We start from the raw sequence: 17,601 nt of genomic DNA on the forward strand, positions 1-17,601 counted from the left end.
CAGCATTATTTGTATTGACTTAACTTCTTTTTTATTGACTGAAAAACACTGTCTATAGTCTTGTTGATAGAGATAATTTCTTACTTAAGCAAGTTTGCAATTGTTGCAATGACGGCTGCGATGCTGGCAGCACTTGAACCGACACTGAGGGTTTCAGCAAGGCTCATCTTACTTTGTACCTTTGTTGGGACAATGATTTCGCAGCCTGGACGTACCTTGGCATTATGTCCTACCTTCGCTAACATACCGTTCATGTAGAGAATATAGGTGTTGCTCTTCTTCGCATCACTGGCGAAACCGCCTGCCTGATCGATATAATAAGCAACGCTCTTGCCCTCAACATAACCGACAGAGTTAGGGAACATAACCGCACCATTGATCTTAACGGTTCCATTATATTGTGGGATGACGATGCGGTCGCCCTCGCGAAGAACGATGTCAGCATCACTTCCTGGATTAGCAATCGCCTTATCTAACTCGATACCAACTGGGTATACGTCAGGAACTTTGAACTTTTCTTCTACTTTCTTGTTGTTCTGCTCTATCGCTTGAAGCACACCAGCATCCTTTGTTCTGATAGCTAAGTCCATCATGTTCTTGCGTTGCTGGTCTAATTGCATCTTATAAGCGTTCTCCATTCGTATGCGTTCGGATGGAGTAGGGCGACGCTCTAAGCGTGCACCTTTGATATATCCTAATTCTGTTGCACCACCTGCTGCCTTATAGATGTCGCTTAGGCGCATCTTTCTTGATGTTAGTGTGTAGTTTCCTGCAAATACAACCTCACCATCAATACTAACATTCTGCTGATTGGTTGTACCTGGACTCTTACGTACATACACCTCATCGTAAGGCTCAAGAACGAAGCCCGGAGCACCATCTATTACAAATCCGTCACGCAGTGAGAAAGAGTAAGTACGTGCTATAATAGAGTCTGGTGTAAGTGCTTGTGGATTTGTAACACGACGAGACACATCTACTCTCACCGTAGAGGCACTCTGTTTCAGACCTCCAGCTTGTAGGATGAAGTCTTCTAACGACTCATTATCAGCATATTGATAGATACCCGGATAGAGTACTTCACCATGAATGGTTATGGTTCGTTGCTCCTGTGCATCCGTACGTGTAGGGATGAAGAGTACATCTTCGTTTTGTATAGGGATGTCAGCCACACGACCTGTAAGGATTCCGTCCACATCTACCGAGATAACCTCCAGTGTACGGTCAGCCTTCTTGCGGTGTAAAACGGCGTGAGGAGCAAATGCCACCTCTGTCAATCCGTCTGCTGCTTCAATCAATCCACGTACGCTGTTGATACGTCCACCAACCTCATACATACCCGGACGGAACACGGCTCCCTTGATCTCAACCATGTTTTCGTATCTTGGAATAACCGAGTCAACACTGATTGAGTCTTCGTCAGCAACACGGAAGTTGCGCATGTCAAACTCATTAACATTGAAGATAGAATACTGGCGACCCGTCTTTCTGCGTACACGTACTGAACGTGTATAGGCATCACCAGCAAATCCACCCGCATAACCGATGAGTGTTCCAAGGCTTTCGCCGCGTTTCATCTCATAGAACATTGGGCGTTTTACTTTGCCGCTAATCTGTGCAAGCATCTCGTAAGGACCAACAACGATGACGTCGTTATCAGCCAAGCGTACATTACCACTCAGATGACCGCGACGAAGGAAGTCGTATACGTCAACCGTAGTGATGAGTGTTCCTCCTCTATATACCTTGATATTACGCAGTGTTCCTAAGTCACCGATACCGCCAGCCATGTAAAGTGCGTTGAAGACAGTGGCAAAAGCCGATAGTGTATAGGTTCCTGGGGTCTTCACTTCACCCACAACATTTACCATAATGGTATGTGTCTGACCCACAGAGAGGCGTATGTTCGAACTACTAAAACGCTTTCCAATCTTCTCACGGATGCGGTTGTTCGCTTGATCTACAGTCAAACCACTCACCTGAACAGGACCGAAACCCTCCAAGGTGACGTAACCATCAGGGGCAACCGTTGTCTGGTAAGACTTCTGTGAAGCACCATATACATCGATAAACACAGCATCACCGGGGCCAATACGGTAGTTGCGGGGCAGTGCCATGTTCATGTTTGGTTCAAAAGAAAGACTCTTATTATTAAAGATGTCACGTCCCCAGACCTTCTTACGGTTACGACTCAGCTGCTTCAGTAGGTTTTCATACATCGCAGCAGTGTCCTGTGGCATCCAATCATTCATCTCAGCCTGCATCTTCAGGTACTCACCATCGTTCTCATCGTAGGTGTTTGTCCACGAACGATTAGCCGAGATACGTCCCTCAGAGTATCTGTTTATCTCCTGCTCGTTGTTGTTGTAATCATCGAGTGTCGCATCAGCGATTTGTCGTTTGCTCTTTCCAGGGGCAGAAGTAGGACTTGTCTGTCCGTTATTTGTACGACTACGATCCGTTGTCGTACCCTCTTTTGCAGCTCCGAAAGCAGCATTTCCCTTCTGCATCTTCTCGTATATGTTTCTCACACGGCGTATCTGCGAGATGTCTACACCACTCTGCATGAGCTTGGTGACAATCTGCGCCTGTGGAGTACCTTTCTTATGCTCCTTCTGCACGAAGTCCATTACCTGCGTATCCGTCATAGACGACTGTGCAAAACCGTTCAAAGAACATAATGCGAGTAATACAAATAGAATATATTTCTTCATCTTTCTGTTTAGAATTTCTTTCCAGTAACAATTTTTAGAACCGTCTTAATGACGATGATAAAGTCTAACCACAAGGTTCGATGTTCCAAGTAATGGATGTCCATCTCCATTCGTCGAAGCATTTTCTCCATTGTATCGGTATAACCATTGTAGAGTGTTGCCTCAGAGGTAAGCCCCGGTCGCATCTGATAGATGAGCTGATAGCGGTCGGTCTGTTCGATAATCTTGTCGATAAAGAACTTACGTTCAGGGCGCGGACCCACGAACGACATGTCGCCTCTGAGCACATTCCATAGTTGTGGTAGTTCGTCTAAGTGATGCCCACGCAGGAACTGTTCCAATCGAGTAGAGTTCGAACTGTCACATTTTGCAACAAGTTGCGGACCCTCTTCCTCCACAACACTGCTCATTGTACGAAACTTAAAGATAGCAAACGGACGTCCTTTATATCCGATACGTATCTGTCGGAAGATGATGGGTCCATTGCTTTGATAAGTAATAAGAATACTGATGAGGAGAAATAGAGGAGAGCAGATGGTTAGCCCTACGAGAGCTCCAACAATGTCAAAAGCACGCTTCAAACAGCGTTGAAGCTTTCCCATGCCATCATGACTCTCGTTTTCTCTCATTTGGTTATTCGTACTTTGGTCCGTATAGTTATTATAACTCTATTTTCGTTATTTTGTTGCAAAGATACGCTTTTTTATTTATTTATTAATCAGAAATCCTTATCTTTCCACTTCTTAGCCGTATCTTTGCATAGAGAACAGGGTACTATCATGCGTAAAATTATTCACATTGACATGGATGCTTTCTTTGCTTCAGTTGAGCAAAGGGACAATCCTGAACTGAAGGGGAAGCCTATCGCTGTTGGTTTCGATGGTCCACGTGGCGTGGTGTCGACTGCCAGCTACGAGGCTCGTCCTTTTGGTGTTCATTCTGCCATGTCAATGGCGCAGGCGAAAAGGCGTTGTCCGCAGCTGATCGTTGTCTCTTCACATTTCGATAGATACAAAGAAGTGTCACGACAGATTCATGCTGTCTTTCATGAATACACCGATTTGGTTGAGCCAATCTCACTGGATGAGGCTTTTCTTGATGTTTCAGAGAATAAAAAAGGAATAGAATTAGCTGTCGACATAGCAAAAGAAATCAAGCAAAAGATATTCGAGCGCACTTCGCTAACTGCCTCTGCAGGAATAAGCTACAATAAACTGTTGGCTAAGATAGCCTCTGATATGCGCAAACCAAATGGAATCTTCACGGTACATCCCGACCGTGCGCTTGATTTTATCGGTAAGCTCCCCATTGAGAAGCTATGGGGCGTTGGTCCAAAGACGGCTGAGCGAATGCACAGTATGGGCGTCTTTACGGGTGAACAACTACGAGAAATATCGCGAGAACACCTTGTGCAGGTGTTTGGTAAGATGGGTAATGTCTATTATGATTTCTCACGTGGCATTGACAATCGTCCTGTCATCGTTGCCTATGAGCGTAAGTCTGTGGGCTGTGAGCGCACTTTTCTTGAAGATTTACATGTCGAATCGAAGATTATCATCGAACTCTATCACATCACTTTGGAGTTAGTTGAACGAATCAAGACGAAAGATTTTAAGGGTAGAACCCTCACACTAAAACTGAAGTGGGATGCTACAACGCAGATAACACGCAGTCTTACGCAGGATAAAATCCTCCGAACGAAAGATGATATCCTCCCTCTTGCCAAGCAATTATTAAAAGATACGGACTATCACAACCGTCCTATCCGCTTGATGGGACTCTCTGTTTCTTCGCCCGAAACGAACGAAAAAGAAGGACAAATACGCCCTCAATGGATAGAAGGATTGCTTCCTTTTGAAGAAAATGACTTTGCTACGTAATCGTCTTGTACTATCTTCTATTTACAATGGTGAACTTAACGCCCCTTATTTTTTAACTTTAAGTAGGGTAGAGGTACTGCGCACATCGTGTGCTGATGCTCCGCACATCGTGTGCTAAGGCTAAACACCAATGGTGCTAAGCCCTAAATGCAGTGTAGATAGCAGTTTCTTATTGTAGAATCTTATATTAGAAGTTTCGCATTTGTTTGTAAAATTGACCTTATATTATTGCTTAAAACATTTCCAAATATGGAAGAAAATTATTAATTTTGCACAAGATAAACCGTGTTAGACTATTAGGGATGTTGTTAACCCTTTGTCCTCACTAATCATTGTTCTTAAGAAGTGGTAGCATATGCAGTATAATGTAACTTGTAATAAATGCAATCGCACGTTTATGATTACGGCCGATGGCAATGATAAAATACATTGCAATTGTCCTTATTGTGGACAGTCGTTGCTTGTTAACTTGCCCACATTGGCAAGTCCTGTTACCCCTTCTGTACAGCAACCTATTATGGGTCAAGGTGAACAGAAAGGCTCTGGCTCTACGCTGAAAGTCTTGCTTACTATCTTGATAGTCCTCATCTTAGGAGGCTTGGCAGTCTTTGGTTACATCTATTGGAACAACCAGAAGGAAGCTGCTCAGCAAGAACTCCAAGCACAACGCAAGGCACAAGCCGACTCTATGATGCAGGTTCGTGCGCAGATAGAGGCGCAGGAAGCTGAGGCACAGCGACAAGATGAGAAGCGAAAGGGTATCTGCAGATTCTTAGAGTCATTCTATAAGAAAGCTGTTCTTACGGAGGATGCGGATGCAGACTTCTACAGTCGTTACCTCACAGACTACTGTCATCGAATGGTCTTTGGCACGCAAGGCTCTTATGACTATGATGCTGATGAGGCGACTGTGTGGTGGGGTGCCTTTGGAAATACGGCTACAGAGCCAGACTTTAATCAACTTCAACGCAACCTAAAGGTTGATGCTATTGATGATAATTGGTATAAAGTGAGACTGTCGCAAGATGGTGAAACGGAATATCGTCAGGTGAAGGTGCTATCGCAAGATGGGCATATTCTCATTGACGACGTAAGATAATAACAGACGAAAGGAGTTTTAAATGCAATTTCAGATAGCCTGTAAACATTGTCATCGTCCCTTTGTAATAGAGTCGGAGGGTGGTAATACGCTAAGATGTAATTGCCCCTATTGTGGTGAGAGTATGACGGTTGCAACCCCGCAGATGGGTGCGCCAAGTGGTAGTGCTGCTGAGACAACTGCCACTGTGAACCATGTACAAGTGGAAAGGGATAACACGCAAGGACAAGTCAGACCTGCGATGGATAAAAAAACATCGAAGGGCGGACTGGGAAAGAAAGTAACCATCATCTTTGTTGGCTTCTTATTGTTCGTTATTCTCATGTCATCACTCTTATATATTATTTTCTCAGCAATGTCAAATTAAACAATAACACACTCAATTTTATGAAACAGACAAAGATAGTATGTTCTATTAGCGACCGTCGCTGTGATGTTGACTTCCTAAGAAAGCTTTTCTTCTCAGGTATGAATGTCGTACGTATGAATACGGCACATGCAAGTCCTGAAGGTATTAAGGAGATTATTCGCAATACACGTACTGTGTCTCAGCATGTAGCTTTGCTGATTGATACCAAGGGACCAGAGGTGAGAACCACTGCAGTGGATGAGCCTATTCATTACAAGGTGGGCGATATGGTTAAGATATTCGGTCGTCCTGATGTTGATTCAACAAAGGATATTGTCAATGTTTCTTACCCTGACTTTGCTCGTGATGTGAAGGTTGGCGACCACGTTCTCTTTGATGACGGTGCATTGGATATGGTAATCGTTGAGAGTGCAGGTCCAATGTTAGTCGCACAGGTGCAGAATGAAGGTGATCTTGGCTCACGAAAGAGTGTGAATGTACCTGGTGAACATATTGAACTTCCTGCCTTAACAGAGAAGGATAAGGCTAATATTTTATTGGCAATAGAGGAGGATATCGACTTTATCGCTCACTCTTTCGTTCGTTCAGCAGCTGATGTTCTTGCTGTTCAGAAGATTCTTGACGAGCATAACTCTGATATTAAGATTATCTCAAAGATTGAGAATCAAGAGGGTGTAGACAATATCGACGAGATTATCGATGCTTCATACGGTATCATGATTGCACGTGGTGACTTGGGTATCGAGGTGCCTATCGAGCAGATTCCTGGTATTCAGCGTAGCATTATCAATAAGTGTATCTTGAAGAAGAAGCCTGTTATCGTGGCTACTCAGATGTTACACACGATGATTAACAATCCTCGTCCTACGCGTGCTGAGGTTACTGACATTGCGAATGCTATCTATAGCCACACCGATGCGTTGATGTTGAGTGGTGAGACAGCAAGCGGTAAGTATCCTGTTGAGGCTGTACAGACAATGGCTCGTATTGCTGAAGCAGCGGAGCAGGATGCACATAAGCGTGGACATGTAACTGTTCCGATGGTCAACCAGAATGATCAGCGTGAGTTCTTGTCAAGAAGTGCTATCGAGGCTACTGAACAGTTGGGTGTAAAGGGTATTATCACCGATAGCGAGACAGGTCAGACAGCGCGTAATCTTGCTGCTTTCCGTGGTCCACACCCAGTGTTGGCTATCTGCTACAAGGATAAGGTACAGCGTTGGTTGAACCTTAGCTACGGTGTTATTGCAGTTTATCAGCATCGTTATAAGTCAAATGAGGAGATGTTTACAGCAGCCTTGCGCATGCTTCGTCAGAAGGGTTACATTGAGTTAGAGGATAAGATCGCTTATCTTTCTGGTACGTTTGGCGTAGGTGGTGGCACTACCTTCCTTGAGATTAACAAGGTGGGTGATGTCTTTGCACGCAAGTATCGCTTCCATCTCCCTGAAGAAGTGGACATGGGTGAGGACGGGGAATAACCCTGTTTTCTCACAGTGTGAATGTCACATGAAGTAAAATTAAAGGAGTGGAGTTTATTTAAGCCAAACTTGGTTAGTAGATTACAATACGCATTATTGCTACTATGTGTGGTATGGTCTCCCAACTTCTATCATCTTCTTATTGGCACTTTATCTCGCTTTTTAGCTTGATATAGTCTGCTACATCTTTGTTATTGAGACAAATAAGGTTCCTCCAGGGTATGGAGTGATAAGCTAAAGCTATCATATAATACAGCACACAGAGCAATTCTAAGTTTACAATCAGAAACTTAGAGTTGCTCTGTTTTTTATCTCTTAAACTGAAATTGGTCTATTGTGGTCTAATAAACGAGTGGGATTAAAGTGCTAAACGTAAAGACAAAGCCTATTCATTCAAAATCCGGATGAATCCTCTTTTGTCCGAATTTTTCACATACTGATTTTTAAAAGATCACCAAATGGCTTGCAAATAACGCCTAATTGGCTTGCAAAAGGTGCTCTTTTGAAGTCTTACTAACGCCCTTTTGGAGTCCAGTTAAGCACCTTTTGAAACTCTACTTTACAACTACTTGATAACAAAAGAGTTACAGCAGCGTTGAAAGAACTTGTTTTTAAGCTATTTCCTTACCTTTTCTTAGAAGGGTTTGTAAATATATTTCTTAGCCGTTGAGGGGTAAATTTCACACAGAGGAACGGAGTTGACGGAGGTTTTAGTTGCCTTAATATAAACTGATATGCCTGTTGTAAGGGCAAATAATATGCTCGATAATAAAACAAAGGCGGTTAGGAGCTAATGAGTAATATAAATGAATGTGACTTCGTGTCGGTTTCATTCAGTAGAGTTGACATTCATGACGATAAAAAAGAAAGGTGTCCAGAAACCTCTGAACACCTTAATTATTTATCTTCTGTTTGTCTTATTCAATCAGACAAAGCTATGATTAGCCCTGTTGAACAGGAATCTTCTTAACACGACGCTCGTGTCTGCCACCCTCGAAGCTTGCTTTGAAGAACGCATCGAGAATCTTTTCTGCTGTCTTATTATCGATAAATCTGCCAGGAAGTACAGCAACATTTGCATCATTATGTTGACGAGTCAACTCTGCAACGTCCTTGTTCCATACCAAACCTGCGCGTACACCTTGGTGCTTGTTAAGTGCAATTGCCATACCCTCACCACTACCACAGATAGCGATACCAGGATAAACTTCACCACTCTCAATGGCTTCAGCCAATGGGTGAGCATAGTCAGGATAGTCGCAACTTAAATCGCTATTACAGCCAAAGTCCTTATATGCATACTTGTGCTCTTCCAAATACTGGATAACGAACTGCTTTAATGGATAGCCCGCGTGGTCGCAGGCAACTCCTACTGTCTTAATTTCCATAAGCTGTTTAGGTTTTTATGAGCCTCTGCCTTCGGTGATGAACTTAGAGACTCAGGTTAAACGTTTATGCTAAAAACTCTTTTACTTGCTTATATACATTCTCTGGAGTGAAGCCTAACTTCTCATCCAAGACTGTGTAAGGTGCTGAGAAACCGAAGCTGTTAAGGCCGAATACCTTTCCATTGGCACCAACCAAGCCCTCGATAGTCACTGGCAAACCTGCTGTAAGACCGAAGATCTTAGCGTCTCTTGGCAGAATCTGCTCCTGATACTCCTTACTCTGACGGCGGAAAAGACCCTCTGATGGTGCGCTTACGACACGTACCTTCACTCCGTCCTTGCGCAACAACTCAGCTCCAGCAACGCAGGTAGAAACCTCAGAACCACTTGCAACGAGGATAACATCAAACTGCTCGTCAGAGCCTGTTACGATGTATGCACCCTTGCGAGTCTGCTGATAGTCTGTTCCCTCTGGCAAACTCTTCACATTCTGACGGGAGAAGATGAGTGCTGTTGGCGTATCCATGTTCTCCATAGCCATCTGCCAGCAAACGGTTGCAGCATCACTATCGGCAGGACGAAGCACACGAACAGAGTCTTGTCCAGCGTGGTTTTGCAACTTCTCCATCAAACGAATCTGTGCTTCTTGTTCTACTGGCTCGTGTGTAGGACCATCCTCACCAACGCGGAAAGCGTCATGACTCCATACAAACTTAACTGGAGTCTGCATGAGAGCAGCCATGCGAATAGCCGGTTTCATATAGTCTGAGAACACGAAGAAGGTTCCCATAGCAGTGATGACACCACCATGAAGCATCATACCGATACACATACATGCCATTGCCAACTCGCTAACACCAGCCTGGAAGAAGGCTCCGCTGAAGTCATCACGTGTGAGCGCGTGTGTCTTGTTAAGGAATCCATCTGTCTTATCAGAGTTGCTGAGGTCGGCTGATGATACAATCATGTTAGGAACTTGCTCTGCGATAACACCGAGACAAGCTGCAGAACCATTACGTGTAGGAATGTCGCGCTTCTGTACAAGGCCACTCCAGTCAATCTTTGGAGCCTTGCCTGAGAACCACTCACGCATCTGTGCTGCCTTCTCAGGGTTCTCTTTCTCCCATTGTGCTTCAGCTGCATGACGCTCAGCAACAATCTTTCTGAGTTCTGCTGCACGGTCATCATAAAGCTTCTGAACCTCTGGGAAAATCTTGAATGGGTCTTCTAAGTCACCACCAAGATTCTTTACTGTATTTCTATAGGCATCACCACCCAATGGTGCGCCATGTGTTTTAATGCTGTTTTCGTAGCTACTACCGTCAGCCTGCAATGCTCCTTTTGCCATAATAGTCCTACCGATGATAAGCGTAGGGCGGCTTTCTTCCTTGTTAGCAGCTACAAGTGCTTCACGAATAGCGTCTGGATTATTGCCATCAATCTCCAACACATTCCATCCCCAAGCACGATATTTCATGCCAGTATCTTCGTCCATAACCGCTCCACACTCCGTAGAAAGCTGAATGTTATTGGCGTCATAGAACATAATAAGATTGTTGAGTCCTAAGTTTCCTGCCAATCGTCCTACCTCTGCACTAATACCTTCTTGGACACCACCGTCAGAGATAAAGGCATAAATCTTGTGTTGCATCATGGTATGACCAAGTCGTGCTTCAAGGAATTTCTCAGCAACTGCTGCACCAGCAGCGTAGGCATGGCCTTGTCCAAGTGGACCAGAAGAGTTCTCTATGCCATGTGCGATATCTCTTTCTGGATGACCAGGTGTGATTGAACCCCACTGACGGAATTGCTTTATATCGTCAATTGTGAACTTTCTCTGGAGTGTTAACGCTGCATAGAGCATTGGTGACATGTGACCTGGGTCGAGATAGAATCGGTCACGTCCAGTCCACTCAGGCTGATCTGGGTCAAAGACGAGAAATTCAGAGAAGAGAACGTTGATAAAGTCGGCACCGCCCATAGCGCCACCAGGGTGTCCTGATTTAGCTTTTTCAACCATTGACACTGCGAGAATTCTGATGTTATCCGCTGCTTGGTCCATCAAATGCTTGTCATTCATAAATAGATAGGATTTTTGAAATTATAATGCAAATATAAAGATAAATATGGAGACATCAAAATAATAAACTTACTATTTTCCCCAAAATATTCAAAAATGCCTAAAGCATAGTATTTGCTTTGCTCCGATTGGTTGATGAGTGGTTGTTTTATGACTGTTTTATCGTAATTCATCATCCTTTTTCAGTCGCTTGTTTCAGCGTTGGATGATGTCGTTATCGTCACCTTTTATAGTTGTGCTAAGGCTTCGCACATAGTGTGCGGAGGCTTCGCACAACTGGTGCGGGGCGTTAATACGAGTCATCTTGTGGGTAATCAGGTATACGGTCAGGCGTAAGAGAGACTGCAAAGGATGGATAGGAACACGATAAAAGGGTATATCAGAATGTTTGTCAGTGACCTTTTAACATTTGATATACCCTTTTTATGTGTTATCTTAGCTAAACGCTTCTATCGTTAGACTTCCTATGAAGGATTATAGTGAGGCATCTGAATAGGCTTGTTTGTTGATGCGATACAATGCGGCACCACGCTTGCTGGTTATCTTATCAATATACTTTGTCTTCTCAATGAAGTCGATTTGCTTGATACGCTTACGGAAGTTGCGTTTGTCAATCTCAACACCCATAATCGCTTCGTGGACATTCTGAAGCTGTGTGAGCGTGAAGAGTTCTGGGAGAAGATTGAAACCGAGTGGGTCTTTATTGATGAGTTTGCGGAGTTGACTCAATGCTATCTGTACCATTTCGATGTGGTCACCAAATAGCTCTGGTAATTTGTTGATGTCAACCCACTGTAGGTCGTTCTCTTCCAACAATTTATTATCGTAGTCAGACACATTGATGAGTGCACAATAAGCGATTGAGATAACGCGATCACCAGGGTCACGGTCGGTTTCACCGAAGGCTCCTACCTGACGCATATAGATGTCATTGATACCTGTGCATTGGAAAAGAACTCTGTTGGCAGCCTCTTTCAAACTCTCGTTTTCTCTAACGAATCCGCCGTAGAGAGATAGTTTTCCGCTGTACGGTTCAACCTTACGCTTACCAACGAGTAACTGTAGCTTCTTGTTTTCGAACCCGAGTACGATGCAGTCGACCGAAACTAATAGTTTGGGTTCACCTTTGTAGTATTTATTCATGTTGTAGGTTTTGATATGAGATGTAAACTTGTAAATATCTCTTGGTTAGGTAGTAATATCTTTTTTGTTGTGTATTGGGATTTAAAGGTCTTCATCCGTTGGATTACTCCATGTGTTAATGGCGCTTATTTTTAGCTAAGGGCTGAACTTCCTATGTTGAATCCAGCCCTTATACTAATTAAATATCGATGAAAATGACACCTCGTTAGATGCCATTATGCTCTTAGCAAACCTTGTGAGAACCTTCACTGATAACCACAGGATAGACTTCTGGGGCATGACCATACTTGGCTGTGAACTTCTCTGTTACGTCAGCAATGAACTTGTCATACAACTCATCCTTAACGAGGTTGATAGTACAACCACCGAAGCCACCACCCATGATGCGGGAACCAGTTACGCCATTCTCTTTAGCAACGTCATTGAGGAAGTCGAGTTCTTCGCAGCTTACCTCATATTCCTTGCTAAGTCCGTGATGTGTTTCATACATCTTCTGACCAACTGTCTCATAGTCACCAGCAACAAGTGCGTCACAAACAGCGAGTACACGCTCTTTCTCACCGAGAACGAAGTGTGCACGCTGGTAGTCTTCAGCACTAACCTTGTCCTTAACAGCCTCTAACTCGTCCCAGTTAGCATCACGCAATGTCTCATACTTCTTCTCTGGGAACTGCTTAGCAATAGCTGCAACAACGTTCTCACAGCTTCTGCGACGATCGTTATATGGGCTACCAACAAGTTCGTGCTTAACCTTTGAGTTGACAAGAACGAGCTTATAACCCTGTGGATTGAATGGGAAATACTCGAATTCACGGCTGCGGCAGTCAAGGCGCATCAGCTTACCTTTCTGACCGAAGACGCTTGCAAACTGGTCCATGATACCACAGTTCACACCGATATACTTGTGTTCTGTAGCCTGACCAGCGAGTGCGATGTCCCACTTTGATATCTTATTATCAGCAAACAAGTCGTTCAATGCGCATCCGAAACAGCTCTCCATAGCAGCAGATGAACTCATACCTGCACCGAGAGGAACGTCACCAGCAAAGGCAATGTTGAAACCCTTTACGTCAACACCAAGTGCCTTGAACTCCTGTACCATACCATAAATGAAGCGTGCCCATGTAGCGCGTGGACCCTCTGGGTCGTCAACTTTGAACTCTACACGGTCCTTGAGGTCGATAGAATAGCACATAACAGTGTTTGTACCATTAGGACGAACCTCTGCCATAATACCCTTGTCTACTGCACCTGGGAATACGAAACCACCATTATAATCAGTGTGTTCGCCAATAAGGTTAATACGTCCTGGTGAGAAATAAATGTTTCCAGTCTTGCCGTCGAAATGCTTAATAAAACGGCTTCTTACGAATTCTATGTCCATGTTAGTAATGTTTTGAATGATTGTTAGGGTTTTATGTATATATCTCTTTATAATGGCAAGCGTAGTGCCTGCCATTATAAAGATGTATGTTTTAAGCCTTCTTTGAAGGATGTGAGCCTACTAATGCGTAGAAGAGCATGTAAGCCAACATACCAACGATGAGCCAGTAGCTCTGGATGTCGCCTACCTTTGTTGCCATAAGGTTCTGAATCAATGGCATTACACCACCACCAACAACCATAGTCATGAAGAGACCAGAAGCTGTCGCTGTGTATTTACCAAGGCCTTCGGTAGCGAGGTTGAAGATAACACCCCACATAACTGATGTACAGATACCACAAAGGATGATGAACAATACCTTTGTTGGGACCTCTACTTGGTCGAGTGTGCTCTCTGCAAGGTTAGGAATTGAAAGACTCATCTTTACATCCTCTGGCATGAAGATAGCCACGAGCAAGAGGAGAAGGGCTACTGCTGAGGTTACGGTCAACTGCATACGAGATGATACCTTACCGCTGATGAAGGCACTAACGAAGCGACCTACGAGCATCAACATCCAATAAACACCTGCAATCAGACCTGCTGTTGCTGCACTACCAAGTACACCGCCGTTTGCAACTGGCTCACTGAGGTAGAACAAGAGCTGACCAGGAATACCAACCTCAACACCTACGTAGAAGAAGATAGCAATGATACCGAGCAACAACTGACGATAACGCAGAGCCTCCTTGACACCACCAACGACGTCTGTCTTCTCTGTTTCTGGCTCTGTCAACTGTGTAAACCAAACGATAACGAATGAAGCTGCAAAGATAACTAACGCAATCAACAACAATGGAGTTACTGCCTTGAGTGATGTTTCCTTTGTAATCTCACCAATCATAGAACCTGCGAGCATTGGAGTCAGCGTCGCTGCGAGTGAGTTCAACGAACCACCTGTCTGGATCAGCTGGTTACCACGGTTACCACCACCGCCAAGAAGGTTCAACATTGGGTTTACAACGGTGTTCAAGATACAAACGCAGAAACCACAAACGAAGGCTCCGAGCAAGTAAACTACGTATGTGCTGATGGCATTTCCGTCCATTGTACTTGAGAAATACTGGATGCCAATACCGAAGAAACCAAGTGCCAAAGCAACAAGAGCAGTTTTCTTATATCCGTATTTTGTAATCATCATACCTGCAGGAATACCCATGAAAAGGTAAGCTGCAAAGTTCATCATGTTACCCATCATACCAGCCCACTCATAGTGCTGCTTCCAAATTGTACCAAATGGTGCCGCCATATTGGTTACGAAAGAGATCATCGCAAATAAGAACATCATGGTGATAATAGCCACCAAGGTTCCTTTCTTGTTAGTTTGATTTTCCATTTTGATATTTCAATTTTTATTTATTATTTCCTTTTTAGATGCTTATTTCTCTACACCGAACTTATAAATCGTTCTCTGTGTGTACTCCTTACATGGCTCTAAGATGACTGAAGGGAAATAAGGGTGGTTTGGACTGTCTGGGAAGTGCTGTGCTTCGAAGCAGATAGCACTGCGACGTGGGAAGGTTGCACCATGCTGTCCCTTATAGCCGTCAGCCCAGTTATGGGTATATACTTGAACACCTGGCTCTGTTGTATACACCTCCATTGTTCTGCCACTCTTTGGTTCTTTGATGCGTGCAGCGAATGATAGCTCGCCTTCTTCCTTCTTATTCAGTACGAAACAGTGGTCGTAACCTGCGCCATTCGTAATCTGTTCGTGGTCAGCGTCGATATCCTGACCTACTGCCTTTGGCTCACGGAAGTCGAATGGAGTACCAGCTACCTTCAAAATCTCACCTGTTGGGATGGATGTTTCGTCAATAGGAAGATAGAAGTCTGCGTTTATCTGGCATTCTAAGTCGTCAATTGTTGGTGTAGGATTAGCAATACCTGCCAAAGAGAAGAATCCATGACTGGTAAGATTGATAATCGTCTTCTTGTTTGTCTTGGCAGAATACTTGATAATGAGTTCGTCGTTATCAGAGAATGAATAGGCTACCCAGACTTCAACTTCGCCTGTATAGCCTTCCTCTCCATAAGAAGAAATGTACTTCAAAACAACGGCGTGGTCGTTAACTTGTACTGCATCCCATACCTTTGCGTTAAAGCCCTCCTTACCTCCATGCAGAGAGTTAGGACCATTATTAATAGCAAGTTTATACTCCTTTCCGTTCAACTGGAAACGACCTTTAGCAATACGGTTGCCATAACGGCCAATAAGTGTTGAAAGATAAGGCTCTGGTGAGGCGATAACCTCTTGTATATTGTCATGTCCTTGAATGACATTTGCTAATTTACCTTCTTTGTCAGGAACCATAATAGCAACAATCGCACCACCGTAATTAGTGACTGCAACCTCATTGCCCTTGGCATTTCTGAGTACATAAAGATCGGTTTTCTTACCGCCTATTGTCGTCTGGAAGTCTTCTTTTTTCAGTCCACACGCGTAGTGTGTCTCTTCGGTATTTACCATGATGTTCTGTTTTTAGTTACTGTTTCAAGACCTGCAAAGTAAATAAAAATAAACGATAACTGCAAACTTAACTTTGAAAATAATAGGGTATGGTGTGTTAAAAACAATTAACATAACAGCTATTTAATCCAAATCGACCATTATGATTTTATGGAGATTTAATCTCTTATGATCGATTTGGATTAAAAATGTCTTTATTCTTTAAGATTAATCTAAGTCTTTTAAACGAAGATAACACCTCTTTTTATAAGGATTCGTGTGCAAATATTGGATTAAATAACCTCTATGTATCCTCTATTTCTTAGCGGGACAAGCCTTAAGCAAAGGATAGTTTGACGTCTCCTGAAACTTTGTTAGCTTATCATACATGTGTTCTAAATCGTCGAATTTCTTTTGCTGAAGCATTTCTTTGGCAAAAGGTGTTGTCGGGCTGTTAGGATATGTCTTTATAAATCGTTCCCATTCTTTCTTCACATCATTGTCTAAATGTACGTCATCGTAAGATATAGGGGTGTTATCAAGGCCAAACAAAAAGGCATACTGGAGAAATTTATAGTCATCTTGTAGTCTACAGAATAATTCTTTCTGCGTTGGATTTGCCTTTACATAAGCCTCATATCGAGCAAGCAGATTACCCAACTCTCGCCAAGTTATTATCAGTCCAGCATCTGGGGCAATGTTCTCACTATCCTTCAATAGGTGCCAAAAGTCTTGGTAGTATTTCGGTAAGAGCTTGACATACTTAGTATAGAACTTGGCTGGAGGTGCAAGTTCTACTATTCCCTCTCCCAAATCTTCTACATCTATGCCGTACTTCTTATAATATTGTTCCTTCTGTATTATGGAATCATGTGGCTCTTTCTCATTACCTTCATCATCCATCCTAAATTCGTAATAGTGGTCAAGGAAATAGCTTTCATGCTCGTTGATTTTAAGTAACTCTTTTTCCACTTGTGTATTAAAATCATCAAAGATTCTACAACGCTCCTCTGGTGTTGCAGCTTCAATTGTAAGGTCAATAACTTGCTCATGAAGTTGAATACGTTTCAGAGGGTCAGTAGTCTTTGCAAGAACCTGTTTTATGCTGTCGATATTAGCTGTTTGTTTTATACTGTCAGCCTTTGTTTCCTGCTTTATGCTGTCAATATTTTGTATGTCTTTATCTGATTGCTTAGAGGGATTGTTTTGACACGCTGTCAATAGTGCAATTCCAGATAAGAGTAAATAAAGAAATCGTTTCATAAGATGATAAATAAGAGTTTTAATAATGATTCTATTTTGTTCTCATAACTTTATTATGATTCGCAAAGATAGATAAAAAAGGAGGAAGTTCCAAAAAATTGTGTTTTATTTCTTTTCGTGCGATTTCTGTATGATGAAACTCTCCTTTCTATGGATGTGTACGCTCATAGATACTCCGTTTTAGCTTTTTCATAACTTTTTATCTAAGCTTTCTTTAATGAATAGTATAATTCACTGTAGATATATAGCACATAAATAAGCGCTATCTCTGTATGAAATATTATGACAAAACAATGCGTTTGATGTCTTAC

The 17,601-nt window shown here is 43.0% G+C and carries 13 protein-coding genes; 4 read left to right on the forward strand and 9 right to left on the reverse strand.

The features are described 5' to 3' along the window. Positions 1-80: 80 nt before the first annotated feature. Positions 81-2,714 carry an SLBB domain-containing protein gene (locus tag HMPREF0659_RS07365; protein ID WP_013265831.1) on the reverse strand — a complete coding sequence of 878 codons (2,634 nt, stop codon included), beginning with the start codon at positions 2,712-2,714 and terminating at the stop codon, positions 81-83. 8 nt (positions 2,715-2,722) lie between these two features. Next, positions 2,723-3,343 (reverse strand): sugar transferase, encoded by a 621-nt coding sequence (locus HMPREF0659_RS07370; protein ID WP_013265487.1) that lies wholly within the window; start codon positions 3,341-3,343, stop codon positions 2,723-2,725. A gap of 150 nt (positions 3,344-3,493) precedes the next feature. On the opposite strand from HMPREF0659_RS07370, the gene dinB reads away from it, so the two are divergent. The 4 genes from dinB to pyk all read left to right on the forward strand — a co-directional run bounded on the left by dinB (position 3,494) and on the right by pyk (position 7,544). Further along, a complete protein-coding gene (gene dinB / locus HMPREF0659_RS07375; protein ID WP_013265079.1) occupies positions 3,494-4,594 on the forward strand; it encodes a DNA polymerase IV in 1,101 nt (366 codons plus the stop codon). Between the two features lie 355 nt (positions 4,595-4,949). Further along, positions 4,950-5,693 carry a hypothetical protein gene (locus HMPREF0659_RS07380; protein ID WP_013265172.1) on the forward strand — a complete coding sequence of 248 codons (744 nt, stop codon included), beginning with the start codon at positions 4,950-4,952 and terminating at the stop codon, positions 5,691-5,693. Between the two features lie 22 nt (positions 5,694-5,715). Further along, a complete protein-coding gene (locus HMPREF0659_RS12900) occupies positions 5,716-6,060 on the forward strand; it encodes a hypothetical protein (RefSeq protein ID WP_044046026.1) in 345 nt (114 codons plus the stop codon). A 20-nt stretch (positions 6,061-6,080) separates the two neighbouring features. Continuing rightward, a complete protein-coding gene (gene pyk, locus HMPREF0659_RS07390; protein WP_013265425.1) occupies positions 6,081-7,544 on the forward strand; it encodes a pyruvate kinase in 1,464 nt (487 codons plus the stop codon). 941 nt (positions 7,545-8,485) lie between these two features. Here the strand turns inward: pyk and rpiB are convergent. The 7 genes from rpiB to HMPREF0659_RS07430 all read right to left on the reverse strand — a co-directional run bounded on the left by rpiB (position 8,486) and on the right by HMPREF0659_RS07430 (position 17,290). Then, the gene (rpiB, locus tag HMPREF0659_RS07395) at positions 8,486-8,932 is read right to left on the reverse strand and encodes a ribose 5-phosphate isomerase B (RefSeq protein ID WP_004360642.1); all 447 of its coding nucleotides are present in this window, start codon (positions 8,930-8,932) and stop codon (positions 8,486-8,488) included. Positions 8,933-8,996: 64 nt separating this feature from the next. After that, entirely contained in the window at positions 8,997-11,012 is a 2,016-nt protein-coding gene (locus tag HMPREF0659_RS07400) for a transketolase family protein (RefSeq protein WP_013265259.1), read from the reverse strand. Positions 11,013-11,486: 474 nt separating this feature from the next. Then, a complete protein-coding gene (locus HMPREF0659_RS07410) occupies positions 11,487-12,155 on the reverse strand; it encodes an NUDIX hydrolase (protein ID WP_013265779.1) in 669 nt (222 codons plus the stop codon). Positions 12,156-12,378: 223 nt separating this feature from the next. Next, entirely contained in the window at positions 12,379-13,539 is a 1,161-nt protein-coding gene (galK, locus tag HMPREF0659_RS07415) for a galactokinase (RefSeq protein WP_013265674.1), read from the reverse strand. 91 nt (positions 13,540-13,630) lie between these two features. Continuing rightward, a complete protein-coding gene (locus HMPREF0659_RS07420; protein WP_013265624.1) occupies positions 13,631-14,914 on the reverse strand; it encodes an MFS transporter in 1,284 nt (427 codons plus the stop codon). Between the two features lie 42 nt (positions 14,915-14,956). After that, positions 14,957-16,048 carry an aldose epimerase family protein gene (locus HMPREF0659_RS07425; RefSeq protein ID WP_013265817.1) on the reverse strand — a complete coding sequence of 364 codons (1,092 nt, stop codon included), beginning with the start codon at positions 16,046-16,048 and terminating at the stop codon, positions 14,957-14,959. Positions 16,049-16,342: 294 nt separating this feature from the next. Further along, on the reverse strand, positions 16,343-17,290 hold the full coding sequence (locus tag HMPREF0659_RS07430; RefSeq protein ID WP_013265137.1) for a hypothetical protein: 948 nt from the start codon (positions 17,288-17,290) through the stop codon (positions 16,343-16,345). Positions 17,291-17,601: the final 311 nt, after the last annotated feature.

The sequence above is a fragment of the Prevotella melaninogenica ATCC 25845 genome (assembly GCF_000144405.1).
GTDB classification, from domain to species: Bacteria; Bacteroidota; Bacteroidia; order Bacteroidales; family Bacteroidaceae; genus Prevotella; species Prevotella melaninogenica.

Excerpts from the sequence above, each read along its gene's own strand:
- HMPREF0659_RS07365 (WP_013265831.1), bottom strand. The coding sequence starts at position 2,714 with ATGAAGAAATATATTCTATTTGTATTACTCGCATTATGTTCTTTGAAC.
- HMPREF0659_RS07370 (WP_013265487.1), bottom strand. The coding sequence starts at position 3,343 with ATGAGAGAAAACGAGAGTCATGATGGCATGGGAAAGCTTCAACGCTGT.
- dinB (WP_013265079.1), top strand. The coding sequence starts at position 3,494 with ATGCGTAAAATTATTCACATTGACATGGATGCTTTCTTTGCTTCAGTT.
- HMPREF0659_RS07380 (WP_013265172.1), top strand. The coding sequence starts at position 4,950 with ATGCAGTATAATGTAACTTGTAATAAATGCAATCGCACGTTTATGATT.
- HMPREF0659_RS12900 (WP_044046026.1), top strand. The coding sequence starts at position 5,716 with ATGCAATTTCAGATAGCCTGTAAACATTGTCATCGTCCCTTTGTAATA.
- pyk (WP_013265425.1), top strand. The coding sequence starts at position 6,081 with ATGAAACAGACAAAGATAGTATGTTCTATTAGCGACCGTCGCTGTGAT.
- rpiB (WP_004360642.1), bottom strand. The coding sequence starts at position 8,932 with ATGGAAATTAAGACAGTAGGAGTTGCCTGCGACCACGCGGGCTATCCA.
- HMPREF0659_RS07400 (WP_013265259.1), bottom strand. The coding sequence starts at position 11,012 with ATGAATGACAAGCATTTGATGGACCAAGCAGCGGATAACATCAGAATT.
- HMPREF0659_RS07410 (WP_013265779.1), bottom strand. The coding sequence starts at position 12,155 with ATGAATAAATACTACAAAGGTGAACCCAAACTATTAGTTTCGGTCGAC.
- galK (WP_013265674.1), bottom strand. The coding sequence starts at position 13,539 with ATGGACATAGAATTCGTAAGAAGCCGTTTTATTAAGCATTTCGACGGC.
- HMPREF0659_RS07420 (WP_013265624.1), bottom strand. The coding sequence starts at position 14,914 with ATGGAAAATCAAACTAACAAGAAAGGAACCTTGGTGGCTATTATCACC.
- HMPREF0659_RS07425 (WP_013265817.1), bottom strand. The coding sequence starts at position 16,048 with ATGGTAAATACCGAAGAGACACACTACGCGTGTGGACTGAAAAAAGAA.
- HMPREF0659_RS07430 (WP_013265137.1), bottom strand. The coding sequence starts at position 17,290 with ATGAAACGATTTCTTTATTTACTCTTATCTGGAATTGCACTATTGACA.